We start from the raw sequence: 26,196 nt of genomic DNA on the forward strand, positions 1-26,196 counted from the left end.
ATGAAAAGATAGTATTAATATGAGTTATAGAATTCTGCAACGAGCTAATAATATAAAATTCTGGGGGGATATTATAATGAAGAACAAAAGATTTATTACATTGATATTGGCAATGGTTATTATTTTAGTTCCTATATCTACTACCGCACAAGAAATAGAAGTATATAGTAATAAAGATATCACTATATTAAATGATGATATTTATAATTTGATTTATACTCAAAAAACAGATGATGGATTATATAAAATAGTAGAGCATATGACAGAGGACTTAAAAAATGTAGAATCTAACTTTTATAAACTAAATATAGAAACAAATGAATTTGAGCATAAAAAATATATAGAATCAAAGATTTCAGATGATAGCATATTGAGAGTAATTACGGAAAATGGAATTACGGTATATGAAACATATGATATATCTGATTGTTTTGACTTGAATTATAATGAAGAAAATGGAAAAGGAAGTATAAGAATAAATGCTTATGATGATTGGCATACTACCAAAAGAAGTGGTGACTCTTATATCGGAAATGCAACTATATCTGCTACAATTCAAGCATTGGGAACGCTCATAGGAGGACTCATTGGTAGTGCTCTCGGTATGCCAATATCAGGCGGAGCCGTAGGTACTTATCTTGGAACAATAGCAGAAAAAATTGTTATGAGAAATGTGAAAACAGTATATTACGAATCCACTGTAAGGTGGAAATATCGTTATCCTCGTTATGATTATGATAGCACCACTTATTTTTATGATGAGAGTGGTGGATATCTAGGGACATCTTATGATGATGGTAGCTTGATCATAAATATGTAATATGGAATATTTAAAAATATCCTTAATTTATGTATTGATAAGTATAATCTTTGATATACCTCTATTTATGAAAGGAATAAAAACTAAAGACTATTTTATCTTAAAATATAGAATAAAACTTCAAATGATTACCATAACTGCAGTTATATTAGGTGTATTTACTGGGAACTACTTATCGAAAATAAATATTAAGATTTTTAATATAGCAAGAGAGATAATTTCAGCTGTTATGCTCAATATAATATTATTATTTTTTAAGAAAAAATAAATAAGGCTTCAACATAATGAAATGCTTACAATTACTAAACTCATATTTAGATAATAAAAGGGGCTGTCTCAAAATGATTTAAAAAACCATTTGAAAAGGTAGCCCCTTTTCTATTTGAATTAAAGCAAGCCATTAAAATTTGAATGTTTTAAACAATAAAATTTTAATGGCTTTGATTTTTGGGTATATTTAAATAGAGATTTGTTAAATCTCTTAGTATGAATATCAAATTTTAATAATTTAAGCTACATCTTTCATATAAAACGATACACCACATTTGTTATTTTGAATCTTACTATGCAGCTTATTGATATCATATCCAAAGCAAAGGAGCATAAATTCAGTTTTTACGTTCTTCTTCCCACGAGTTAGGAATCTTCTAAATCCATAATCCTCTTTTAATACTCCAAACGCACCCTCAACTTGAATTGAGCGGTTCATTCTTAACAAAATACCCTCTTTACTTGTTATATTGGATAAAGATTTATTTCTCATTTCTATAAATTTCTCAGAAACTTGTAATTGCCTATTTCCTTTAGCTTTTGTGCATTTAGATTTATACTGGCAACTATCACAACTTTCGCATTCATATACCTTGACTTCAGACTCATATCCAGATTTTGATTTTCTTTTTATCTTATGAGTAAATTTTAATCTTTTATTATTATGACAAAGATACTCATCTTTTTCACTATTATATTCCATGTTTTCTCGTTTGCTTATATTGGATTTAAAACTACTTTTCTTCATTGTTTCATATGATTGAGGTTTTATAAATGAATTTTGTTCACTATTATCTAAGTAAACATAATTTTCTTCACTTTCATATCCTGCATCTGCTACTACATTTTCATATTTTTCAGCTAGGTTTTCATTAAGTTTTTCTAAGAATGGAATAAATGTCAGCTGGTCAGATCTTTCACTAGAAATATCTACTCCTACTATATATTCTCCTTCTACTCCAATTTGCATATTGTATCCTGGCTTCAATTGTGAATTTCTCATATGATCTTCTTTCATATGCATAAATGTAGCATCTTTATCTATTTTAGAAAAACTATTTCTTCCATCAAATGTAGCATTGTATTCGTCGTACTTATTCTGCTTTTCTATATATTCTTCAATACTTTCTACTATTCTTTGAATTTCAGTTTTTCTTTTACCTTTCCCATTCACAAATTCTATATTTTCTTCATCTTTCTTTTTAATAAAAAAATCTAGTATTTCTTCTAATATTGAAACCTCAATTTTTTCGTCAATTAAAAGATATTGTTTCGTAAGCGGTTAATAATCTCATGGATTTAAAAGTATTATACAACATGAGATAATATTCTCTACAAGGTACTTTTAATGTTCACAAAATAATTTTGCCAACATTAGAAGTGTAGGGAGGATGATTAATATTACTACTATGAAAACCACAAAGCATGAAATCCTAAGATCACAATGGATTGAAATCATTAAAAAACATAGTCAAAGTGGCCGATCCATTAGCCAATGGTGCGGAGAGAATGATATTTCAAAAAGTAAATTCTACTATTGGCAGAGGGTCATTAGAGAAGAATCTCTAATTAAAGCTGGGACGCTGGCAGTTACAGGAAAAACCCAATTTGTGGAGGTAAAACCAAGCATCACTGAATTTAAACCTAACAACCAAGGTACTTGTGCCATTCTTCGTTCAAATGGAAATGAAATTGAAGTTCTAAATGGGGCGGATCCAAATACATTGGGAGAATTGCTTAACTTAATTAGAGTTCTATGAAAGTAAAATTCCCTGATGATATAAAAATATACATTGCCTGTGGGAAAACTGATATGAGAAAATCAATAGATGGTCTCTCACAGATAGTATCCCAAAACTTTAAACTTAATCCATTTGAGAATGCATTGTTCCTTTTTTGTGGAGGGAAAAGAGATAGAATGAAAGCTATACTTTGGGAAGGAGACGGATTTCTTCTTTTATACAAGCGACTTGAAAATGGCGTTTTTCAGTGGCCAAGAACTACAGAAGATGTTAGAGAAATTAGTCCTCAGCAGTATAGATGGTTAATAGAAGGATTGACAATAGACCAGAAAAAAGTAATTCAAAAGTTAGATAATAAAATGATAATATAAATGTGTAAAGGACAATGATAAAATACAGATAAAAGGTAATCAAAAAGTACAGAGTTCTTAATCAAAGAGGGAACACTACCTAAAGAATAAAAAATAATAGGTGGTGTGAATATGAAAGGAGAACTTTGGATGGATATAAGAAATGATTATCTTAAGGGGCTATCCATTTCAGAAATATCAAGAAAATATAATATCAATTGGAGAACAGCTAAAAAGTATGCAGCAGCTATTGAGACGCCAAAATATACATTAACTAAAGATAAACCTTCTAAGTTAGATGACTTTAAACCTATGATAGATGAGTTACTAGAGGAAGCCCCATATAGTGCTGTAAGGATATTAGAAATAATAACTGATCAAGGGTTTGATGGTAAAATTGGTATAGTTAAAAACTATGTTAGAACTAAAAAGAAAGAGCTAAATACAAAAGCTACAGTCAGATTCGAAACTTTACCTGGGAAACAGGGTCAAGTTGATTGGGCTCATTTTGGAACATTCATGGATGAACTAGGAAGAGAACATAAACTGTATTGTTTTTTAATGATTTTAGGGTACTCGAGAATGCGATATATAGAATTTGTTACAGAGATGAGCACAGAAACTCTAATAAGATGTCATAATAATGCTTTTAGATATTTTAATGGATATCCAGAGCATATACTCTATGACAACATGAAGCAAGTTGTTGTAAAAAGAATGATAAAGCAAGAAGATTCTAAGTTAAATCCATTATTTGAGGACTTTGCAGGATTTTACGGAATAAAACCTATACTATGTAGGCCTTACCGAGGCCAGACTAAGGGTAAAATTGAAAGAACAGTCAGATATGTAAGGGATAACTTCTTTACTGGTATTAAATTTGTTAACCTAATAGATTTAAATAATGAAGCTCTCTCCTGGTGTGAAAAGATAAATAGAAAGGTCCACGGAACTACAAATAAAATTCCTTATGAAATGCTGCAAAAAGAAAAGTTAAATAAATTCGATCGAGAATATGTTTTAAGTATTGAAGAAAAAAGAAAAGTAGAGAAAGACTGCTTGATTTCCTTTAAGGGTAATAAATATTCTGTCCCACCAGAATATATAGGAAAAGAAGTTTCAGTATTCTCTACAGACAACTTAGTTAAAATTTATCATAATAGCTCATTAATATCAACTCATAGCACATGCTTTGATAGGAATAAACTAATAGTCTTAAAAGAGCATTATGAATCTATAGGTATAGTATCTCCAAAAAGATATGGTAAAAATACATTGATTAAAACAAATGTTAATCCCTCTTTTGATGTAGAAGATAGAGATTTATCAACATATGATGAAATTTATGAGGAGGGAAAAAGTGAGTAATGTAGCTTATGAGAGAATTAAAAATAACTTAGAAAAGCTAAAACTAACAAAAATAAATGAAATAATAGATAACTATTTGGAAATAGCCTTAAAAGAAGAAACCAATATAGTAGATATACTAGACTATCTTTTAGATCAAGAAACTAAATTTAAAGACACAAGAGCTTCAGAAATACAGGTAAATGTAGCAGGTTTTCCATATAGAAAAACCTTGGAAGACTTTGAATTTGAATTTCAACCTTCAGTTGATAAACGATTAGTTGAAGAATTATCTACATTAAGGTTTGTGCATAATGCTGAAAATGTGGTGTTCTTAGGACCACCTGGAGTTGGTAAGACCCATTTAGCTATAGGATTAGGTATCACAGCAGCTAAGAATAGGCATTTAACATATTATATTAGTTGTCAGGACTTAATATCAGAACTAAATAAGGCACACTTTGAAAACCAACTTCAAAAGAAACTCAAACATTACGCTAAGTACAAGCTATTGATAATAGATGAAATAGGGTATCTTCCTATGGATATTCAAGGGGCTAACCTATTCTTCCAACTAATAGCTAAAAGATATGAAAAGTGTTCAACTATATTTACTTCAAATAAGTCATTTTCACAGTGGGGTGAAGTATTTTCAGATAATACAATAGCGGCTGCTATTTTAGATAGAATACTTCATCACGCAACGGTAGTTAATATTAAAGGAGAATCATACAGATTAAAAGATAGAAAAGAGTATATGTCTTCTAGAAAAGAAATCACAAATACTCTTTTAAATAAATAAATTCTCTGCACTTTTTAAATGACTTTTTTATGTAGAATTAGATTGTCGTTGACAATGCTTGAAACTATTGAAAAATACGTGATTTCATGCATCTTTTTTCTTGTTTTTGACTGCTGAAAATGGTATAATATACTTAAATAAAAGCTCGAAAGAAAGGCTAAATTCCAATGACTGAAAACTCTTTAATACGAACTCTACAAGATACAATTGAATCTCAGAATAAAACCATAGAAGCTCTTAGAGAAGAGTTGAAAAGATCTAATGAAAATATGGAATATCTAATACAAAAACTCTATGGTAGAAAAACAGAAAAAACCTTTGCCATAGATGGTCAGCTAGTAATTAATGATATAGAACTAGGTTTATTCAATGAAGCAGAAAGCGAAATGGATCCAGCTGTTCTAGAACCAGTTCCATTTGAAGAGCCAATTAAAAGAACTAGAAAAGGATACAAGAGAAAAGATCTATTTAAAGATTTACCTAGCCACGACCAAGTATTTAAAATAGAAGAATCGAAACAAATATGCCCAACAGATGGCAATAGACTTTCCGTTGTAGGTAATAAATTCGTAAGATCAGAAATCAGATATGTACCAGCAGAAGTATCTGTAGTTAATATATACCAAGAAACATATGAATGCAGAACATGTAAGAAAGAAAACAGACCTGGGATGTTTAGTCCATCTACACCAGAGCCTGTACTTCAACATTCCTATGCTACTGCTTCAAGCGTAGCATGGACAATGTATCAGAAATTTGTCCAAGCAGTACCACTGTATCGTCAAGAAAAAGATTGGAAGCAGATGGGATTTCCATTAAGCCGTGCAACCTTATCTAACTGGATCATAAAAACATCAGAAGAATGGCTAAATCCAGTAGTAGAAAAACTACATGAAGAACTCCTAAAGGAGAAATACTTACATGCCGATGAAACCCCAGTCCAAGTATTTAGAGAAGAAGGTAAAAAGAATACCACAAAATCCTACATGTGGGTCTACTCTACCTCAACCGATTCTAAACATGGAATCAGAATATTTAAATATGCTAAAGGTAGAACAGGCGACAATGCCAAGGACTTCCTGAAAGGTTTCAATGGATATCTACATACAGACGGCTATACTGGTTATGGTAAAGTGAAAGATATTCACCATTGTCTATGCTGGGCACATGTCAGAAGATATTTCAAGGATGCTCTTCCTAAGGATATGGAAAGTCCTGAAGCCACCTTACCTGCAACAGGAATAGCATATTGCAACCAGTTATTCGACTGGGAAAGAAAATTTAAAAGTCTATCACCAGAAGATAGGAAAAAGATGCGTCTGGAAAAGGAAAAACCAGTTTTAGATGCCTTTTGGTCATGGGTAGAAAGTTCAAATGAAAAAGTACTTCCTAAATCCAATATTGGGAAGGCTCTTCAATATGCCCTAAATCACAAAGAAAAATTAGAAACCTATTTAGAAGATGGAAACTGTGTAATCTCCAACAATATTGCAGAAAACAGCATACGCCCATTTACCATAGGTAGAAAGAATTGGACCTTCTGTGGTAGTCCTGAAGGAGCCAATGCAAGTGCATGTGTATATACACTAGTAGAAACAGCAAAAGCCAATGGACTAAACCCCTATAAATACTTAGAATTTGTATTATCAAGATTGCCAGGATCTGATTTCAAAACAAATCCCAAAATCTTAGATTTAATGATGCCTTGGGCTGAACTTATTCAAAAAACATGTAAAGCTTAATAAAAGACTCTATGGGAAGATGATACATTATCTTCCCATAGCTATCAATACATCTTTTATTGTACGCTTACATTGTTTCCCAAATTTATCATTAATTTTGTTTATTAATATTTTAATTTTTTCTTGTAATTTTGTTTCAAATTTGTTAGTTGATTTTTTCCAAACAAAGCTATATTTATTAGCATTTGCTTCGATTTTTGTTCCATCAATAAATATATTTTTATATTCTATTTCTCCTAATTCTCCTAGTTTTTTAACGAACTGATAGAATAAATCTTCTATAACTTCTGTAAGTTTTCCGCTCCTAAATCTAGCTATTGTATTATGATCAGGAGCCTTCTGGCCTTCTAATAGCCACATGAAGTTAATATCTCTTTTGCAAGCTATTTCAATTTTTCTTGTAGAATAGATATTATTCATATATGCATAAACTAAAATTTTAAAAAGAGTCTTTGGTGAAACTACTGGATTTCTCCCGAGATGAGAGTACGCTTTTTCTAAATTTCTATAATCTATTTCCTCCAGTATTTGGCTTAGTAGTCTCACAGAATCATTTTGTGGTATTAATATTTCTGTATTTACAGGAAGTACTAATTGATAAACATTACAATTTTTGCTATAATCTTTTTGTGTATTTGTTTTTTCCATAAAAAAATTATACACAAAAAACGGATTCTTTGGAATCCGTTTTTACTATTTTTTGATATCTTTTAGCTGTCTCATTTTATTTGTTATTTTTTATTTTGAGACAGCCCCTTTTTTATGTCAAAGGTAACCACTAAGTTATCTAATTACACTGCCTCTTCATTATAATATTGAGATTGAAAATTCTATAATTTGGTTAGAAGTTTTAAGATATTCAATTTATTAATAATCTTAAGTTTATTTATTTTAGTATGGGTATTTATAAAATACTAGATCAAATTTAATCCTTATTTATACAAAATTAGAAAAATAAAAGGAATGGAAGCTACCAAGGAAATCGTAGAAAAGCTATCTCTAAGGGATAGAACACAACTTGCCATTTATTATTATAAATTGTAAAGTAGATAATTATAATTAAACTCTATACTTTATAATCCATTAATATTTCACTAAAGGTTTATGTCGAAAAACAGGAGATAATATCGGAAAAAGTACATTGATATATACTTGTACATATAATACAATGTACTTAAATTAGTTTGTTATGTACTTGTCAATGTTATAGTAATTAAGAAAATCATAATATCCTGTAAATCTAAAATTACTCTAATTATAAGTTTTATTCCATAACAAATTATACTAATTTAATGGATATTAATCGGGAGGTGAATAGAGTGTCACTTAATCGAAGAAATATCATTAGATGTTTAATGGGTGTTTTGTCAATTATTTTTATCTTCAGTATTACTTCTGATGCAAGGTCACTTGATCCAGAAGTTCAAAGAAACCCTTCAGTAAAATCCACGAATAATCTGTTTCAAAATCTAAAAGCAAGATTTTCTACGGGGATAATTTGTGAGCATTGTTATGATGATATTTATCAGGGTATAGAAACAATATATGGTCGAACTGATAAGTCTGGTGAAATGTGTTCCCATTGTAATATTCAAGACTTTCATTTAACTAACGTATATGCCCGTAGAAAATCTTCAATGTGTCCTAATGGATGTACCTATAAGGATGTAGAATATTTACCAACTTTATATGAATGTACTCGTTTAAATGAAAGAAATAAATAGACAGACTTATTTATAAGATAAATTTAAAAAATTAATATATAGTTAATCTAAAATTCTAATACAATATTATTTTTAATATGGTATTGGAATTTTTTAATTGACAATCTGTACAAATCATATAAATCAAATTTATTTTTTACCAAATTACCTTTTATTTCCATCCCTATAGATATAATAAATAATCAAATAATCATTATAGAATAATATTATCATAGATATTACAATTAATATGCTATAATTATTATTGGTAAAAAATTTGTCAAATAAGGGGAGGAAAACATGAATAAGAGAAAATTATCATCATTTCTAGCAATTATTATGGTCTTATTTCTAATTGCAGGTTGTAGTGGAAATAAAGAACATCCAAATATAGTAAAAGATAGTGACTCAAATGTAACACCTAAGACAGAGGTATTTGACCCAAATATGAGCTTTGATAAAATACTTGAAGAAGCCAAAGGAGATACTGTTAGTTTCTATGGTTGGGGTGGAGATGAAGATAGAAATAAATGGTTAAGCCAAACTGTTGCTCCAATACTAAAGGAAAGATATGATATTACATTAGAAGTAGTTGGCATGGATATTGACAATATATTGGCTAAATTAGCCGGAGAAAAACAAGCTGGTTTAGAAGAAGGGTCAATAGATATGATATGGATTAATGGGGAAAATTTTTATTCTGCTAAAGAGAATGATTTACTATTTGGTCCCTTTGCAGAACAATTACCTAATTTTGAAAAATATATAGATACTGAAGATGAAGAAGTTAAAAATGATTTTGGCTTTACCATAGATGGCTATGAAGCACCATATGGTAAGGCACAAATGGTATTTATAAATGATAGTGCAACAACTTCAGAAACTCCAAAGAATGCTGAAGAATTCATGGAGTATTGTAAAAAATATGAAGGCAAAGTAACTTACCCTGCTTTGCCTGATTTTACAGGAAGTGCCTTTGTAAGAACTTTAATTTATGATGTAGTTGGACACGAGCAATTCTTAAATATGGAGGCAGATAAAGAAATAGTTAAAGCTGCAATAGAGCCTGCCTTAGAGTATTTAAAAGAATTGAATAAATACTTATGGAATCAAGGCAAAACTTTCCCTGCAACTTCAGGAGAAGTCAATAATATGTTTGAAGATGGTGAATTAGTTATGACTATGTCCTATGGTCCTTATTCAGTAGCCACAGGAATCGAAAAGGGTATATACAATGAAACTGTAAGAACATTTTTATTTGACAAAGGTACAGTAGGAAATACTAACTATATGGCTATTGCTAAAAACTCACCTAATAAGGCTGCTGCAATGGTGGCTATTAATGAAATCATTTCAGCTGAGATACAAGCAACTCAATTTGAAGAGTTAAGGTCCTTGCCTGTAGTCTCCTATGATAAATTAACCGACGCAGAAAAAGAAAGCTTTGATAAAATCAATATAGGCAAAGGAGTACTGCCACAAGATGAACTTCTTAGTAAACGTTTACCAGAAATGCCAGCTAATATTGTTCCTATAATAGAAGAAATCTGGTTAGAAGAAATAATAGGTAAATAGTAGCAAATAGTTAGGAGTGAATATTATGAATAAAAAAACACCCTATATACTTATAATGCCCATAGTATTGTTGGGTGTTCTTTTTATATTTGGAGTTATAAATGGAATTGTTCAAAGCTTTGGATATATTCCAGCTTTTGATCTTACAGACATCACTTTGGATTATTATATTGAGATACTTAATAGCCCTACTTTCCTTGATTCATTAAAAACAAGTTTGCAAATATCAATTATTTCTTCTATATTGGCAGTAATTTTAGGTACTATACTTACAGCTGCACTAGTATATACTGGACATACAGAAGGTAAAATCCTTCAAATAATTAAGCTTGCCATAATTATTCCCCATACTATAGTAGCATTATTTCTAATAAGTATACTTTCACAAAATGGTTTAGTTGCTAGACTTTTTTACAAATTAGGATGGATTAGTTCACAGGGGGATTTTCCACTGTTACTATATACAAAAAATAACTTTGGAATTATATTAGGATATATATGGAAGGAGATACCCTTTGTTGCATACTTTAGCTTGGCTTTAATGTCCAGTATAAATAAAACTCTGGGAGAGGCTTCAGAAAACTTAGGTGCTTCTAAATTAAAGTCATTCTTTTATATAACTCTACCTTTAAGTATGCCTGCCATTGGAAAAGCCTTCTTGATTATTTTAACCTTTTCCTTTGGAGCTTATGATTTGCCATTTTTATTAGGTGCAACTATGCCAAAAGCACTACCTGTACAGGCACATATTGAATATATTCATCCAGATTTACGTCATAGGCCCTATGCTATGGCAATGAACGGATTAATATTAATAATAACTTGGACTATGGCAGGAATGTATTATTTAATAACTACAAAAAAGAATAAAAGGTGATATTGATGAAAAGTACTAATTCCAATAAACTATTAAAGATTTTTTTATACATTACTTTGTTTACAATATTAGCACCTATGGCAATACTTATTCTTTGGATTTTTGTAGGAAGATGGCCTTGGCCTAATTTATTACCAGCAACTTATTCCCTTAGAGCTATTAAAGAAATATTTGCACCTTATTCAAACGTATTTTCAATATTATTTTCAAGTATATTACTGTCTTTATCTGTAGCAATTTTATCAGCAATAATTGCTACGATCACTGCTCGAGCATTGGTATTATACGATTTCATAGGAAAAACAGTAATAGAATTTTTAACCATTGCCCCGATCTTAGTCCCAGGAGCTGTATTTGCCATGGGCATACATATAGTATTTATAAAACTGTCTTTAGCTGATACTGTATTAGGAGTAATAATAATACATTTAATATATACACTGCCTTATACTATAAATATTATGAAAGATTTAACAGAATCTGTAGGTAAGCAAATGGAGGTACAGGCTTATGTATTAGGGGCATCACCTTTAAAATCATTTATATATATTACATTTCCACTGCTTACACCAGGAATAATGGCAAGTATTAGTATGGCTTATATTACTTCATTCAGTCAGTATTTCATTACTTTACTAATAGGTGGAGGGACAGTAAAATCCTTTAATGTACTTATGGTACCATTTATAGCAAAGGGAGACCGTTCCCTGAGTTCTGCCTATGCTTTAGTATTTATTATATCTACACTTTTAGTTTTCCTAATTATAGATAAAATCATAAAAAAATTACCTTATCAAGATAATAAGGAGGAGATATAATTGGAATTAGAATTAAAAAACATATCTGTAACATTATCCAATAAAGAGATATTAAAATCTATAAATTTAAAAGTTGAAAACGGCGAATTCATATCTTTACTAGGTCCTTCTGGATGCGGAAAAAGCACTATGTTAAAAACAATAGCAGGTATAATAAATCAACATGAAGGTTCTGTTATATTAGGTGGAAATATAATAGACAATATACCACCTTACAAAAGAAAGACTGTTATTGTTTTTCAAGACTTTAGATTATTTCCCCATATGACAGTAGCTGAAAATATAGGTTTTCCGTTGAAAATACTTGGTGTTAATAAAAACAAATGCAGGGAAAGAGCTATAGAATTACTTAAAAAGGTTAAATTAGTTGGATATGAAAATAGACGAGTCCACGAAATGTCTGGAGGACAGATACAAAGAGTTGCTCTAGCACGTGCAATTGCAGCTGAGCCAACAGTATTATTATTAGACGAACCTTTCTCTAGTCTTGATACTAATTTAAGAAAGGACATGAGAGAATTAGTTTTGGAGCTGCAAAAAGAATATAAAATAACTACTATACTAGTTACCCATGATAAAGAAGAAGCTTTAATTATGTCAGATAAAATAGCTTTTATGTATAATGGACAAATAGAACAGTATACTACACCTAAAAATATTTTTAACAATCCTGCAAACACCATAGTAGCAGATTATTTCTTAGAAGGAACATATATTGATGGAGAAATAATGGATAATAGATTTCTTAGTGAACTATTTAATATAGATGTAAATAAAAATAATGGAAAATATAAATGCCTTATTAGACCTTTAGCTGTAAGGCCGTTTAAATCCCATGTTGGTGAATTCTTAGTAATCAATAAAATATATCAAGGAGATAATTATTTACTTAAATTAAATAGTACTATTAAAGACTTAACGCTAGAAAGTATTGTACCAGATTTTACAGATATTATGGAAGGTGATAAAGTCAATGTAGAAATTGTAAAGGATAAACTTATTTTCATACCAATGTAGAATTTTTCTATTGGTTATAAGTTTATCCTTAGGTTAAAATTAAAATTTTTCTCCAAAAATCCTATATTGATTATATACATGTTCTATATATTCATCTACATCCTTTATCTTTGGTATAATGACTTCTCGTGTTTTACCTTTTCCTATTAATAAGCCTTTTTTCATACTTTCCTCATCTGGTGAAATATTTATAGTATTTTTTATAAACAAATTAGGATTCAAAAGAGCTGCTGCTGACAATATATCCCAGATATATATTCCTTCGTTTTTAAATACATTCTTCTCTCTGTCAAACCAATATTCGCACTGAACATATAGCCATTTTTCAAAATCATTACCTTCTTTTAATGTTTCAAATCTTTCCCTTGTAAAAAATCCATCCAAACAAGTATTTCCTGTGGCTATAGTGATATTTTTTCCATGTTCCAAAACATTTAGACTCGCCTCAGCATTACAGGAAAAATTCAATTCGTTTAAAATCTTGTTGTTTATAACCAATGGTGCAGTTATTCCTCCCATTAGGGAAATGGATTTTATCTTTTCATAAAATTTATTATCTATTTTCCAGGCATCATATAAATTGGTCAATGAGCCTGTTGCTAATATACATAAATCTCCATTATATTTATTTACCATCTCTACTAAAAACTTTGCTGCTTTATTATTTTCATAGGAATCTTCTGACCCTTTATAGACTGGAATTTCTGGATAGCCAATATTTTTCATAAAGGAAATAGTATTGGGATATACAATATCTAAACTATTGTTGCCAAAGGTTGTACTTATACCTAATACTTCCACCTCCCTTTGGGCTAAAGCATATATAATCGCAAGACCATCATCTACATCACAACCATCTATGCCAAAGGTATTATCACAATCTATTATTATCTTTCTACCCATTAGTATCACTCCTGTTCTTTAAGAGAAAACAATGCTACTATTCACAAACCCTTTAAAATATAATAGAAATACACATTTACGGTTTCGGTCATGAATAATTCTATAGAGAATTCCAGCTAAAAATCCTACAACTTGCAAACTCGCTACGCTCAAACAGTGCAAGTTGCTTAACAGCTTTTCAGCTTACATTCTCTAAGAATTATAGTCATGCCCTGCAAATGTTCATTTAGTATTTTTATTATATTTATCTTATTTATCCTGAATAGTAACAAAACAATGCTCTGTTTTTTACGGAATTTATTCCTACTGATATTGTTTCCTTTGTACCAATTAGTTTACATAGGATATGCTCCACATTTGTATTGGACTTTGTTATCATACCTGCACAGGTAGCACAGTATACATATATCTTCTCATCATAGGCTTTAAACTTGTCCTGCATATTCTTAGTAAGTTCTTTTTCTTTTATAGATGCACATCCTCCTGCACCACAGCACTGAATTTCTCTTATTTCTTGGGTATCTCTTATATATTTTTCTATCATTTTATAGATTTGTCTGCTATCTTTATCTGGACAAGGTAAAAATAATGGTCCTTCTATTTTATTAGGATTCTCCTTAGAAATTAGACTCTCCATTATGTCCTTATGTTCATATATCATAGATACTTCAATATCCAAATTATTTTTAAAATAATAATAACAATTTGGACATAGTAATATAAGCCTTTTAATTCCTAATTCTTTAAATCTATTGTTTAATCTCTCTTTTACAATTTCTTTTTCCTTTGCCATATTCAAATCAGCTATAGGTTTACCACAACAATCAAATACAGTTGAAATTCCAAAGTCTTCCTTTAATTTTTTTGAGATAACCTTAGTTGTACTAGGATAATATGCTGAAAAATTACATCCTGGAAAAAAGGCAACTGTACTATTTACATCTTTATAATTTTTAAAGATATAGTTTCTTTTTTCTAAGAGTAATGCTCCATATCCATTTAAATATAGATTATATCCCTTTTCTATTTTACTTTTCCTTAAATCCAAGGATATTTGCCTACCATCTATATCAACTGGGCAAACTCTTTTACATTCTCCGCAAAGATAACAATTATAGGCGAGATTTGGTAAATTGGCATAATCCTTTAAATTTATATTATATTTTTTTAAAAACAAACAGCAATTTGTACATTTGCCACAGTCAATACATTTTTCATAGCTTGATTTCAAATCCTTCACCTTCTCATTTGTATAAATTCGCAATCTTTTTAATATCTTCTCCATTTCTATACATGTATTGTAGCCTTTGCATTCTTATCATAGTTTTTAATCTACCATTTTTTATAAAGCGTCTTTCTGAAGTTTCTATTTTTGCTTTTCCTAATGCTATTTTTTCACCACTATCTTTTATATCCATTGAAAGTTGATAATCTTCCATAATAGGTATGTCTCGAAACTCACCTAATTCATAAAAATAATCTCTAACTATGAATATTCCTTGATCTCCAAAAGCTATATTTCTTAATCTAACCCTTAAATTTGACATAAAGCCACATATTTTCATAAGAAAGTTTTTGCTATTAAATTTTATTTTAAAACATCCAACCTTATATCCTTGGGAAATTATTTTATGGATTTCATTGAGAAAATCATGGGGAAGCAAACTATCTGCATGTAGAAATAAAAGTATCTCTCCTTTTGATAATTTTGCTCCATAGTTCATTTGATTAGATCGACCTTTTTTCGGAGAATAGACAAGGCTATATTTTTCTTGGATTATTTTATCTGTGCCATCATTGCTGCCACCATCTACAAATATAATTTCACAACAATCTTTAAATTGTGCTAAATTATCCATTAATTCATTTATATTAGAAGCTTCATTATATACAGGAATTATAATTGAAACCTTATTATCCGATTTAATACTCATTTAGATATTCCTCTTTTATCATACTTAAAAACTCCTTAGACAAATAAGATTTAATCTTCTTATATGTGGAGTCATTGGATATAAGCTTATTTGGTTCTTGATATTCTACATAAGCCATTGCACACCATGTTATCCCTCTTAGACAATTCATAGATAGATAATTTTTTACAGAGTTCCAAAGTTCCTTTTCATCTTTGTATTGATTAGAGTTTTTACAATATTCTTTTATAAAGAAATCAATCTCTTCTTTAGATAGAATAATATCCGTTTTCCAAAATGTGGTTGTAGGTGCTAAAAAATGTCCTAAATCCTGTGCTGGATAGCCATATAATGGTTTTTCCCAGTCCACTATATAGTTATTGTCTCCTTCTCCATTTATAAGGAAATTTCCAGAATTTAGCTCTGTATTTATTATAGTTCTATTTCCTATATCTGTAGTTTTTATATTTCTTCCTTTTTCCAGTAAGTAATCTATACTATCTTTAATTTCCATATCCATATATTCTGATACTCTATATATTTCAAACATTTTCAGACATTCTTCATATATTGCTTCTATTGGATTTTCTGGTTTTATCAGATGATTAGTTTTTGAGATGGGATGGTTATGAATATCTGCTAAGGCTTTTGATGCAAGTTTTAAATCTTTTTTATAATCCAAATGTTTTCCTGAGAGATACTCCATAACTAAAAACCCATAAGGTATTAATTCCTTACTATCATCACAATATATAGGTTTTGGAGTTCTCTTAGTCATACTTAATAACTTTAAAGCATTATATTCATATCTAATTTGATTTTCTAATTTCATCTGACTAGCTGTGGCTATTCTCAGAATCAGCTTTTTATTATAAACTTTTGAATTAAAAATATAGTTAATATTATATTCTCCTTGTCCCAGTAAGATAAATTCTTCTTTCTGTTCTAATCCAAATCTTTCTATGAAGTCTTTATTTCTTCTTATATTATCTAAATTAATTTTATTCATATTTATCACACTTTTCCATTATTTCATTAACTAATTTCCTTGTATTTTCACAGGAAATACTCTTATCTTTATTTAATATTTCATAAAGTTTTAAAAAATCATTTTTGTCATCTATATCTAATTGAATATTTCCTTCCCCAAAGGATTTCTGTAAGTTTGTGATTTTATCTATGGTTTCCCTAAATACTGAGCTTGTACTATATCTTATATTGAATATATCCTTATTTTCATCCTTCATACCAATTAAATAATATCCTCCGTCATAGGTTGGAGAAATGACTATATCCTTAGTTTCTAGAATCTTAAAAGCTATTTCTATATCATTCTTATTTATTAAAGGAAGATCACTTCCTATAAGCACTGCATTATTATACCTTTTTAAAGAAAAAGATATAGCATTATACATCTTTTCTCCTAAATCTTTTCCTCTTTGTTTTAAGAAACATATATCTTCACCTATTATATCCCTTAAAACCTTTAGCTCACCATGATCTGAATAACTTATGATTATTTCTATTCCCATATCCTTTATATTGTTATAAATATCTTTTATAAATGCTGTCTGAAGCTTTACACATAAATCTTTATTTAAAAAAGATTCCAGTCTTGTTTTTGTCTTGCCTAATGTAGGTATTCTTGTAAAAAAAATAATTACTTTATTCTTCATCTTGCTCCTTTATGGTTAATAATTTGTATTTTTTATATAAATATGTTCCCAAAACCATCATTAAAAATATTATTAATAAGGCCATTAAAAACATTTTACTTCTATCTTCTGCATTTATAACTCCTTCTGTACCTATACTAAAGATAACAACTCCTGGAATCATAAACAAAAAAGTTCCTATAGTATATTTTACTATAGAAATATTTGTTATTCCATAAGCAAAGTTTTGAAGGTTAAATGGAAATATAGGAAGTAGTCTAGTTATCATTAAAATTAACAATTCCTTTTCAGAATCTGTTTGAAATATTATATTGTATAGTTTATCATTTTTCTTAACTAACTCCTCTATAGAATCCTTTAATAAATATCTGCTTAGAAGAAATGATAAAACTGCTCCTAAGGTTGCTCCTATTAAGCAATATAAACTCCCAATCCATGGACCAAATAGTCCACTGGCTATAACAGCAAAGGTAACTCCTGGCAAAGCTAAAACCGAAGATCCTATTATGGTAAATACTAAATATAAAGCTATTGAATACACATAATTATTATCTACAAAGTCAGAAACTTCTTTCAAATTCTTAGAATCTATTAAGGAACTCAATTGAAATTTTGTATTTAAAAATAATCCTAAAGCTACTATGAGCATAAAAATCAAAACTTTTTTATATTTGTTCATTATCCTTTTTCCTAGCCTTTGGCTCTCTTGAATTAAATATATTTCTTATTAGTACAATAAATATTGATAATGCAAATAAAATAAGAAGCCCTGTCACTAATAATTGTACTCCACCTGATAGCATACCTCCAACGTAAGAATAAATTATGGTTGCTGGTAATTGTCCTATTCCTGTTGCTATAAAGAAGGGTATAAAAGCCATGGAAGTTAGACCTGCTGCATAGCTTACAAGATCAAAAGACATAAATGGAAGTAATCTAGCTATTAATATAGAATATTTTCCATACTTTTCAAAGAAATTATCAATGCTTTCTAATCCTGCCTTACTTGTCAATTTTTCTACTATATCTCTACCTAGTACACGGGATATATAAAAACATAATGCTGCTCCTAACATTGCACTTACCCAAGATAATATAGCCCCTTGCCACCATCCAAATAAATTTGCATTGGCAAATGTAATTAAAAATGCTGGTAACGGTGCCATTACTGATTGAAATATCATTAATCCCGCTGATACTAACATTGCATAGGTACCATATTCATCAATAAAGTCCCTAACAACTGTAAAGTCTCCTGTTGCAAACATTGCAGATATATTATTTACTAATTGATTTACATTATGGTTGAAAAAATATAATAAAACTAATATTAAGATTATACCTACAAGAATTACTTTTGATTTATGTTTCAATAGGTTTTCCTTCATTGTTCACCTCAACTAAAAGTATTTTTTTTGTTAAATGGCTATTTATTTAAAAATATTTTTAAATAAATAGCCATTTATATTAATTATTCTAAAAGACCTTTATAATCGTCTCCGCCTTCTTCCCAGGCTTTCATTCCACCTTCTAATGTATAAATTTGATCTGCTGATATTCCCATTTCCAGCATTAAATCTGTAGCTTTTTGTGCATAGGATTTTCCTGAGTAACACACTAATGCGTATTTGCTGTCAGAATTTCCAAGTTCATTTCCTGTTGCTTCCTTAAGAGCTACTTTTAAATTTTCTGTTCCTTTAGCATCGTCTCCGCCTTTATTAGCAGCATCCACATCTCCTGAAATAGAACCTACTATATGACTTGTATTAAAGTCCTCTACTTTTCTTACATCTAAAATAATGTATTCCCCAGCGTCTGATTCTATAGATGTTTTTAAATCTTCTTTTGCAACATACTGCATTGGATTTGCTTCTGCATTTCCCTGCTCTGCTTTTTGTCCACAAGCTACTAATAATAATGATAAAATTAATAGAACTGACATTAATTTTAATGATTTGTTTTTCATAATATCTATACCTCCAAAATATTTTTTATCCATCTTACATTGTACAGTAAGGCATACTTAAAAACAAATAGATATTATTTATAAATTTTATTCTCACTATTGATATTTTAAATAGTATTTACTATATTTACATTACTAATTTTTAGTCTCTCTACATTGCCTCTTCATTATAATACTGTGCTTGGGAGTTCCATAGTTCATAGTATTTTCCATCTATATCCTTCAATAAACTTTCATGGTTTCCCTTTTGAACTATCCTCCCCTCATGGAATACTGCTATTTCATCACAGAACCTGCAGGATGATAATCTATGGGATATATAAAAGGCTGTCTTGGTGCCTACTAATTCGTTGAACTTAGAATATATTTCAAATTCTGCTATAGGGTCCAAGGCTGATGTTGGTTCATCTAATATAATAATAGGTGCATTACGATATAAGGCCCTAGCCAAAGCTATTTTTTGCGCCTCTCCACCTGAAATCTCCACGCCATCTTCATCAAAATCTTTATATAATGGGGTCTCAACTCCTTTAGACAAAGTAGCTAATCTTTCCTTTAATCCTGCTTTAATTAATATATCTTCTACCTTGCTAATATTATAATCTACAGATGCAGCCACATTTTGTCCCAAGGAAAATGAAAATAACTTAAAATCTTGAAATACTATGGAAAATAAATTCAAATATTCATCATAATCATATTTCTTTATATCTATTCCATTTAAAAGTATTTCTCCTTCGTCTGGGTCATAGAGCCTACACAACAACTTGATAAAAGTAGTTTTTCCTGAGCCATTCATACCTACTATGGCAAGTCGTTCCCCTATATTTAATTTCATAGAAATATTCTTTAGTACATAATTATTCGTCTTTGGATATTTGAAAGATACATTTCTAAATTCTATTTCATATTCATCATCATCTCTTTTTTCTACTGGCAATGTTCCCTTATATTTCTCTCCCTCTATATTTAAAAAATCCATATATAACTGTAGATATTGATTATTAGCCTTTAATCCTACTATAGCCATTAGCACCATACCGCTTCCTGCCATAAATTGATTTATACTTCCTGTATATTTGACTATATTTCCTATGGTAATGGAACCACTCATGGCTTTTAACCCTACAAATATATATACTAAACCGGATAATAATGATGAAATAAATCCGTTGGCTGCACCATATTTAATATTATCAGAAATAATTTCATTTAATATCTGATGGAATCCATTGCACATATTTTCAGATTTTTTATTGAGTAAAGGCTGTTGATGATATAACCTTACACTCTTACCCGAGTTATAGTCTGAAATTTGATCATAGTAAAAGAAAAACATTCTATTATAGCTGATCATTCTATTGAAAGAATTAAAAAATTTATTCTGTGAGTTTTCTTTTAGCTTTAGATTGTAAATTGTACATATAACCAATATAGCTATAAAAATCATATTGAATATTGTAGAATTTATAAATCCAATAGATTCTCCCACATTTGAATTCACTTTGAAAATCTCCATTATCAATATAATACTTGTGAATAACGTAACTAAACCTGTGATTAATTCATCAAAATAATTAACAAGAGCATATACTCCTCCACCATTCATGCTTTCTCCTTCTGTTATTTTTGTTCTTAGAATATGGGTTTCTGGGTTTTCCACATGTTGATAATCCATACTTATTATTTTTTCATTTATCCTCATGTCTTGATTTTGCCACATTATTCTAGCCAATAATCCCTTTAGATGTCCAAACCCTGTGGATAAAAGATGAATAATAAGATTTAACCCAATTGTAATACCTACAAGGAAAATAAGTCTATCCACATCTTTTGTTCTTAGTAATTCGTCTATTATTTTTGAGGACATATAGATATTTATAAAAGGCATTATAGATTTAAAAAATGAATTAATAATAGTAACTGGAATCACCCAAGGCTGTAGTATATGAATTTCTTTTAATCCAAATTTAAGAATCTGTATATCTTTTTTCATTCTCTGCACCCCCTATATTATCTTTATAATAATGAGCCTGCATATCATACATTTCCTTATATATTCCGCCCTTATTCATTAGACTATTATGATCGCCTTCTTCTACTATCTCACCATCTTTAAGAAAAACTATTCTATCACAAAATCTAGTAGAAGATAATCTATGAGATATAAATATGGAGGTTTTTTCCTTCGTCAATTCATTGTATTTCTGGTATATTTCATTTTCAGCTATAGGATCTAAAGCCGCAGTTGGCTCATCTAGTATAATAATAGGTCCATCCTTATATAATGCAGCAGCTAAAGCTAATTTCTGTTTTTCTCCCCCCGATAAATCTATGGCATCATCATAGACAGATTTTAACATTAGAGTCTTTTTACCTTTTTCTAAAGATTTTACCTTCTCCATTAATCCAGACATATTAAGGACTTTATCCATCATTTCCTCATCAATATCTTCCTCTAACTGGGATGCAATATTTTCTTCTATGGACATAGGAAGTAAATATATATCTTGAAATACTACAGAAAATAGCTTGTAATACTCATCTCTATTATATAAGGTGGATTTCTTATCATTTATATATATTTCGCCTTTAGTAGGAGCATATAATCCACAGAGTAATTTAACTAAGGTAGTTTTTCCTGCACCATTTATTCCTACTAATGCTAACTTCTCTCCTTTTCTTATATGAAGATTAATATTTTTAATAGTATAGTCTTCTGCTTCTGGATATTTGTAGAAAACATTTCTTAGTTCTATATCACAGGGTAATTCATATTCTTTTGGTAACTCTACTCCAGTACCTCTATTCATCTTATCTTCCATCTCTAGAAATTCTCTTAAATCCATGGTTTCTAAATGAACTCTATTTAATTCATTTATACTTTTTACTATGGCTGATAACCAAGTAGAAAATCCAGCAGTTGCTCCAAAGTATAATACAAAATTGCCTATACTCATATTTTTATATAATACAGAATAAATCAAAATTCCATAGGCTATGCCATCTCTTAAAAAACCTAATAATCCATCTATAATATTAGCAAGATATTTTCTAGATATATTTTGCTTTTGTAGCTTTATTCTTTTATATAAAAATATATTATACATCTCTTTAAACCATAAAGACATATTATATAATCTTAAATCCTTAGCAGCCTTAAAATCTCCTGACTTTTCCCTTATATATCTAAGCTTCTTTTCTATTGGTGCTAAATTAGATTTATTTTTATATTCAAATTTATTTGCGTAGTCTCCCATAAAATAATTAGTTAAAGAAGAAATAACAATAAATAGCGCAAACAATGGATGGATAGTAAATATTATGCTTCCATATAAAACTAAACCTACTATATTTGATATTAATTCTACAGAAACTTTAATTATAGCTTCTGTAGCAGAACCATTATTTTCTGTTGCCATAAATGCCTTCATAAATTTGTTTTGTCCTTGTGATCCATCTATATTTTCAAAATCTGTATCATTAGCCTTATGGATTAGTATTTGGATGTATCTAAATCTATAGATTACTCCTCCAAATAATGTCTTAAAGTATGAGCCTTTCAACATTGTTTCCACTATTATAATACCAATTATAGGTATTCCAATATTTATTAGGAGTTTAGTTATGCCTACATTTTCTACAATAGAATCTATCAGTACTTTAGGCAGGTAAATGCTAAGTAAAGGTCCAAGTACTAATAAAGGAATTTGTATAATGAAAAATCCGAATAATCCCTTATCCCAATTCCACATATTTTTCATTAAATATCTTAGATTTTCAAATAAAGAATATTTTTTCTTAAATATCTTTTCTTCCATAATCTCCATCACCTCAACTATATCATAGCATTACATCTATATTTATGTAAAAAAAAGCACCAATGGTTCAATTTACGACACCAATGGTACTATAGGGGTAAAATTATCTCTGTTGCAAAAACACCTTCTTCATTTTGTCTATTTATAAATCCATTATATTTTTTTACTATACTATCTACCCTTTTTAAGCCAAATCCATGGTTTATCCCTAGTTTTGTACTTAAATATTCTAAGTTAATTTTCTTTACTTCTCCACCTATAGAGTTAGTTATGGATATATATAGCTGACTTTTCATTTCTCTTATATAGATTCTTATGAATCTTTCATCTAAATTCTCCAATTTCATAGTAGCTTCCATGGCATTATCCATTAGATTTCCAATAATCACACAAAGATCCATATCTAAAATCTTCAAATCCTTTGGAACTGTTGCTTTGGCATTGATTTTTATATCATTGCTAATAGCTATAGATAATTTACTGTTTAAAATTGCATCTACCATTATATTTCCTGTTTTAATAACTGTATCTATATTGGTTAAGTCCTTATGTAATTCACTAAGATATTTATCCATGTCTTCATACTTTCCCAAGGAAAGATATGCCTTCATCACCTGTATATGATTATGATAGTCATGTCTCCAACCTCTCATTTGTTTATAAACATTTTCCACTTCATTAAAATGTTTAGATATAAGTTCATTTTGATAATTATTAATTCTTCTATCTACTAACCTATTGAATACATATCTACATATCAAAAATATAGCTCCTATTAATAGAGATATACCTATGGGCAAAAATAAAATCTTGCTATTCATCTACCTCACCCCTAAAGTATCTAATAAACTCCTTATTAACTTTAGAATATAGTCTCCTACTGACAGGAATGGTCTCTTTATTATCTAACTCTATATCTGTTTTTCCTATTCTCTTTATATGTTTCAAGCCTACTATATAGGACCTATGGCATCTTATAAAGAGTTTCGCATCTAACTCCTTTTCTATAACACCGATGTTCTTTCGGGTAGTATATATTCCATCTATTGTATGAATATCTATAGAATGAGAAAAAGCCTCTATATATATTATGTCCTTCTCCTTTATTCTAGTAATTTTCCCTTCTACATCTATAAGAAGTATCTTTTCTTCCATATGAATCTTTTTCACTGATTTATCTAAACATTCATATAGTTTAGTTTCTATTATAGGTTTTATTAGATAATTTATGGCATCTACTTCATAGCCTTCTCCTATATAATCTGAAATAGCAGTAATAAAAACTATATTTAATAGATTATCTTCTGTTCTTATTTTTTTCGCCAAATCTACTCCATTTATTCCAGACATTTCTATATCTAAAAGGAGTATATTATATTTCTTGTCCATACTCCAACTAAATTCAAAGGACTCACCACTATAAAAACATTCTATATTTACTTTTAGATTGTTTTTAGTCTCCCAGTTCTTTACATATTTTTTCAATAATTCTACCTGTACCTTTTCATCATCACATATGGCTATATTAACTATCTGAGACATTTTAATTATCCCCTCTCCCAAATAATCTTTCAATATATCTCATAAGAACTATGTACCATTTAGCTTTAATTACATCTTCCTTAATTAAAACATTAGTTTCAAAGATAATCTCTCCATTTTCTAATACTTCAGCCCTTCCTATGACAGCACCACTTTTTATAGGTAATTTCATATTTTCATTTATATGTAGATTTACTGTTATATCTTCATCATTTTTTATTAGCCTTGAAAATTCTTTTTCTGGAAACACATCTACTTTTGTAATATGCCCTTTAGGAAAATCTAAGGTCTTTAATGGAATAGTTTTATCTAAAAATACTTTATGGGAATAGTTATCAATTCCATATTGTACTAGAATTTTAGCCATTATATTTCTTTTCTCTAAATCCTTAGCCCCCATTACTATGGCTATAAGCCTTTGGTCTTTACTTTCTCCAGCCTTCCCTTCTATTGTAAAGGTAGATACATAGCTATATCCTGCTTTATTTGTAAATCCTGTTTTTAAACCATCTACACCTTTTATTTCATTTAACAAAGGATTAGTATTTAGCTCAAAATAATTTCTATCTATTTGTTCTATTGATTTTATTGAACAAATATTCAATATTTCAGGATATTTTTTAATTATATATTGAGACAAAAGAAATATTTCCTTTGTAGTCATTTTATTTTGTACATCTTTTTCTGGTATGGGAAGTCCTGTAGAATTGTAGAATACTGCACTTTCTATACCTATTTCTTTTGCCTTTTCATTCATCATCTTCACAAAGTTTTCTTCAGTTCCTCCCACATATTTTGATAGTGCATATGCGGCATCATTTCCAGATATAACTATGGCAGCTTCCAGTAGTTCCTTTACTGTAAATACTTCTCCAACCTTTAGTTTAAAACTAGAACCCTTTATTTTAGTAGTATCCTTATCTATGGTAATAATATCATCTAAGGAAACATTTCCCTTTGACACTTGCTCCATTACTACTAAATAAGACATTAGCTTAGATATACTTGCTATTTCCACTACTTCATTTATATTATGTTCTTCTAATATTTCTCCAGTTTCAAAATCAGCTAAAATATATGTTCGCAAATTTTCTCTTAAAACAACTGGAATATATGTATTTATACTATCTCCATAGGATATAGTACCTGTTATTACAATCATAAATATTAGTAAAATTGATAATAGCCTCTTCATAAAATCCCTCCATACTTATTGTAACAAAAATATATCTATATTTATATAATGTATTATATATTTCTCATATACTTGCTAGAAATATATAATAAATAGATAAGGCAGAGAATATGGATA

25 protein-coding genes and 1 pseudogene are annotated in these 26,196 nt (G+C 29.2%); 11 read left to right on the plus strand and 15 right to left on the minus strand.

Annotated features, from left to right (window positions below):
* Positions 1-76 precede the first annotated feature (76 nt).
* Complete coding sequence (locus KQI41_RS17995) at positions 77-820, plus strand: hypothetical protein (protein WP_154443014.1); 744 nt, start codon at positions 77-79, stop codon at positions 818-820.
* A gap of 508 nt (positions 821-1,328) precedes the next feature.
* On the opposite strand, the pseudogene KQI41_RS18000 reads toward KQI41_RS17995, so the two are convergent.
* A pseudogene (locus KQI41_RS18000) lies at positions 1,329-2,165 on the minus strand (transposase); the annotation flags it as partial.
* Between the two features lie 316 nt (positions 2,166-2,481).
* Here KQI41_RS18000 and tnpA point away from each other — a divergent pair.
* The 5 genes from tnpA (at position 2,482) to tnpC (ending at position 7,073) form a co-directional block, all read left to right on the plus strand.
* Positions 2,482-2,850 (plus strand): IS66 family insertion sequence element accessory protein TnpA, encoded by a 369-nt coding sequence (tnpA, locus tag KQI41_RS18005; protein WP_216585088.1) that lies wholly within the window; start codon positions 2,482-2,484, stop codon positions 2,848-2,850.
* Positions 2,847-3,203 (plus strand): IS66 family insertion sequence element accessory protein TnpB, encoded by a 357-nt coding sequence (tnpB, locus tag KQI41_RS18010; protein WP_154443011.1) that lies wholly within the window; start codon positions 2,847-2,849, stop codon positions 3,201-3,203. Before tnpA ends, tnpB begins: the two co-directional genes overlap by 4 nt.
* Positions 3,204-3,314: 111 nt before the next feature.
* A complete protein-coding gene (istA, locus tag KQI41_RS18015) occupies positions 3,315-4,550 on the plus strand; it encodes an IS21 family transposase (RefSeq protein ID WP_216584826.1) in 1,236 nt (411 codons plus the stop codon).
* Positions 4,543-5,331: an IS21-like element helper ATPase IstB gene (gene istB, locus KQI41_RS18020; RefSeq protein ID WP_216584825.1), complete on the plus strand. Its 789-nt coding sequence runs from the start codon at positions 4,543-4,545 to the stop codon at positions 5,329-5,331. Before istA ends, istB begins: the two co-directional genes overlap by 8 nt.
* A gap of 167 nt (positions 5,332-5,498) precedes the next feature.
* A complete protein-coding gene (gene tnpC / locus KQI41_RS18025) occupies positions 5,499-7,073 on the plus strand; it encodes an IS66 family transposase (RefSeq protein WP_244971094.1) in 1,575 nt (524 codons plus the stop codon).
* Positions 7,074-7,100: 27 nt separating this feature from the next.
* Here tnpC and KQI41_RS18030 read toward each other — a convergent pair whose 3' ends face one another.
* A complete protein-coding gene (locus KQI41_RS18030) occupies positions 7,101-7,721 on the minus strand; it encodes a transposase (protein WP_154440027.1) in 621 nt (206 codons plus the stop codon).
* 671 nt (positions 7,722-8,392) lie between these two features.
* Here KQI41_RS18030 and KQI41_RS18035 point away from each other — a divergent pair.
* The 5 genes from KQI41_RS18035 (at position 8,393) to KQI41_RS18055 (ending at position 13,063) form a co-directional block, all read left to right on the plus strand.
* The gene (locus KQI41_RS18035; RefSeq protein WP_154440028.1) at positions 8,393-8,797 is read left to right on the plus strand and encodes a hypothetical protein; all 405 of its coding nucleotides are present in this window, start codon (positions 8,393-8,395) and stop codon (positions 8,795-8,797) included.
* A gap of 279 nt (positions 8,798-9,076) precedes the next feature.
* Positions 9,077-10,351 (plus strand): ABC transporter substrate-binding protein, encoded by a 1,275-nt coding sequence (locus KQI41_RS18040; RefSeq protein ID WP_154440029.1) that lies wholly within the window; start codon positions 9,077-9,079, stop codon positions 10,349-10,351.
* Between the two features lie 25 nt (positions 10,352-10,376).
* Positions 10,377-11,228, plus strand: coding sequence for an ABC transporter permease (locus KQI41_RS18045; protein WP_216585879.1), 852 nt, complete (start codon positions 10,377-10,379; stop codon positions 11,226-11,228).
* A 5-nt stretch (positions 11,229-11,233) separates the two neighbouring features.
* Positions 11,234-12,046: an ABC transporter permease gene (locus tag KQI41_RS18050; RefSeq protein ID WP_154440031.1), complete on the plus strand. Its 813-nt coding sequence runs from the start codon at positions 11,234-11,236 to the stop codon at positions 12,044-12,046.
* Positions 12,047-13,063 carry an ABC transporter ATP-binding protein gene (locus KQI41_RS18055; RefSeq protein ID WP_154440032.1) on the plus strand — a complete coding sequence of 339 codons (1,017 nt, stop codon included), beginning with the start codon at positions 12,047-12,049 and terminating at the stop codon, positions 13,061-13,063.
* A gap of 39 nt (positions 13,064-13,102) precedes the next feature.
* On the opposite strand, the gene KQI41_RS18060 is transcribed toward KQI41_RS18055, so the two are convergent.
* The 13 genes from KQI41_RS18060 to KQI41_RS18120 all read right to left on the minus strand — a co-directional run bounded on the left by KQI41_RS18060 (position 13,103) and on the right by KQI41_RS18120 (position 26,079).
* On the minus strand, positions 13,103-13,966 hold the full coding sequence (locus KQI41_RS18060) for a nucleoside hydrolase (RefSeq protein ID WP_154440033.1): 864 nt from the start codon (positions 13,964-13,966) through the stop codon (positions 13,103-13,105).
* A gap of 253 nt (positions 13,967-14,219) precedes the next feature.
* Positions 14,220-15,197 (minus strand): heterodisulfide reductase-related iron-sulfur binding cluster, encoded by a 978-nt coding sequence (locus KQI41_RS18065; RefSeq protein ID WP_216585880.1) that lies wholly within the window; start codon positions 15,195-15,197, stop codon positions 14,220-14,222.
* A 13-nt stretch (positions 15,198-15,210) separates the two neighbouring features.
* Complete coding sequence (locus tag KQI41_RS18070; RefSeq protein ID WP_154440035.1) at positions 15,211-15,900, minus strand: TIGR04283 family arsenosugar biosynthesis glycosyltransferase; 690 nt, start codon at positions 15,898-15,900, stop codon at positions 15,211-15,213.
* Positions 15,890-16,888: an aminoglycoside phosphotransferase family protein gene (locus KQI41_RS18075; protein ID WP_154440036.1), complete on the minus strand. Its 999-nt coding sequence runs from the start codon at positions 16,886-16,888 to the stop codon at positions 15,890-15,892. Before KQI41_RS18075 ends, KQI41_RS18070 begins: the two co-directional genes overlap by 11 nt.
* On the minus strand, positions 16,881-17,555 hold the full coding sequence (locus KQI41_RS18080; protein ID WP_154440037.1) for a TIGR04282 family arsenosugar biosynthesis glycosyltransferase: 675 nt from the start codon (positions 17,553-17,555) through the stop codon (positions 16,881-16,883). The genes KQI41_RS18075 and KQI41_RS18080 overlap by 8 nt, the downstream gene beginning before the upstream one ends.
* Positions 17,545-18,234: a TVP38/TMEM64 family protein gene (locus KQI41_RS18085; protein ID WP_154440038.1), complete on the minus strand. Its 690-nt coding sequence runs from the start codon at positions 18,232-18,234 to the stop codon at positions 17,545-17,547. The genes KQI41_RS18080 and KQI41_RS18085 overlap by 11 nt, the downstream gene beginning before the upstream one ends.
* The gene (locus KQI41_RS18090; protein ID WP_154440039.1) at positions 18,221-18,943 is read right to left on the minus strand and encodes a TVP38/TMEM64 family protein; all 723 of its coding nucleotides are present in this window, start codon (positions 18,941-18,943) and stop codon (positions 18,221-18,223) included. The genes KQI41_RS18085 and KQI41_RS18090 overlap by 14 nt, the downstream gene beginning before the upstream one ends.
* Positions 18,944-19,026: 83 nt before the next feature.
* Entirely contained in the window at positions 19,027-19,521 is a 495-nt protein-coding gene (locus KQI41_RS18095) for a rhodanese-like domain-containing protein (protein ID WP_195837970.1), read from the minus strand.
* A gap of 151 nt (positions 19,522-19,672) precedes the next feature.
* Positions 19,673-21,517: an ABC transporter ATP-binding protein gene (locus KQI41_RS18100; RefSeq protein ID WP_154440041.1), complete on the minus strand. Its 1,845-nt coding sequence runs from the start codon at positions 21,515-21,517 to the stop codon at positions 19,673-19,675.
* Positions 21,492-23,342: an ABC transporter ATP-binding protein gene (locus tag KQI41_RS18105; RefSeq protein WP_195837971.1), complete on the minus strand. Its 1,851-nt coding sequence runs from the start codon at positions 23,340-23,342 to the stop codon at positions 21,492-21,494. Before KQI41_RS18105 ends, KQI41_RS18100 begins: the two co-directional genes overlap by 26 nt.
* Positions 23,343-23,431: 89 nt before the next feature.
* Positions 23,432-24,163: a sensor histidine kinase gene (locus KQI41_RS18110; RefSeq protein ID WP_154440043.1), complete on the minus strand. Its 732-nt coding sequence runs from the start codon at positions 24,161-24,163 to the stop codon at positions 23,432-23,434.
* Positions 24,156-24,884: a LytR/AlgR family response regulator transcription factor gene (locus KQI41_RS18115; RefSeq protein WP_154440044.1), complete on the minus strand. Its 729-nt coding sequence runs from the start codon at positions 24,882-24,884 to the stop codon at positions 24,156-24,158. The genes KQI41_RS18110 and KQI41_RS18115 overlap by 8 nt, the downstream gene beginning before the upstream one ends.
* 1 nt (position 24,885) lies before the next feature.
* Entirely contained in the window at positions 24,886-26,079 is a 1,194-nt protein-coding gene (locus KQI41_RS18120; protein WP_154440045.1) for a D-alanyl-D-alanine carboxypeptidase family protein, read from the minus strand.
* Positions 26,080-26,196 lie beyond the last annotated feature (117 nt).

The sequence above is a fragment of the Tissierella pigra genome, from assembly GCF_018917845.1.
GTDB classification, from domain to species: Bacteria; Bacillota; Clostridia; order Tissierellales; family Tissierellaceae; genus Tissierella; species Tissierella pigra.